The sequence below is a fragment of the Pseudoalteromonas rubra genome (genome assembly GCF_005887115.1).
GTDB lineage: Bacteria > Pseudomonadota > Gammaproteobacteria > Enterobacterales > Alteromonadaceae > Pseudoalteromonas > Pseudoalteromonas rubra_F.
This window is the reverse complement of record NZ_PNCJ01000114.1, coordinates 1-296: the sequence shown is the minus strand read 5'-3', so window position 1 is coordinate 296 and position 296 is coordinate 1. Positions and strand designations below refer to the sequence as shown.

The window sequence follows — 296 nt, the reverse complement described above, 5'->3', positions numbered from 1 at the left end:
CCGCCAGCATGTCTTCTGCAGGTTCTGCCTCAGGCTCTTCTTCAAGCAAACTATCGAGATCGTCCGGCATTTCCGCCAGCATAGCCTCTGCGGGTTCGGCCTCAGGCTCTTCTTCTAGCAACCCATCCAGATCGTCCGGCGCTTCCGCCTGCATATCCTCTGCAGGTTCGGCCTCAGGCTCTTCTTCTAACAACCCATCCAGATCGTCCGGCGCTTCCGCCAGCATATCCTCTGCAGGTTCGGCCTCAGGCTCTTCTTCAAGCAACCCATCCAGATCGTCCGGCGCTTCCGCCTGC

Annotated in this window: 1 pseudogene; it reads right to left on the bottom strand. The window is 59.1% G+C overall.

Annotated elements, in window-relative coordinates:
* A pseudogene (locus CWB98_RS24115) lies at positions 1 to 296 on the bottom strand (hypothetical protein); the annotation flags it as partial.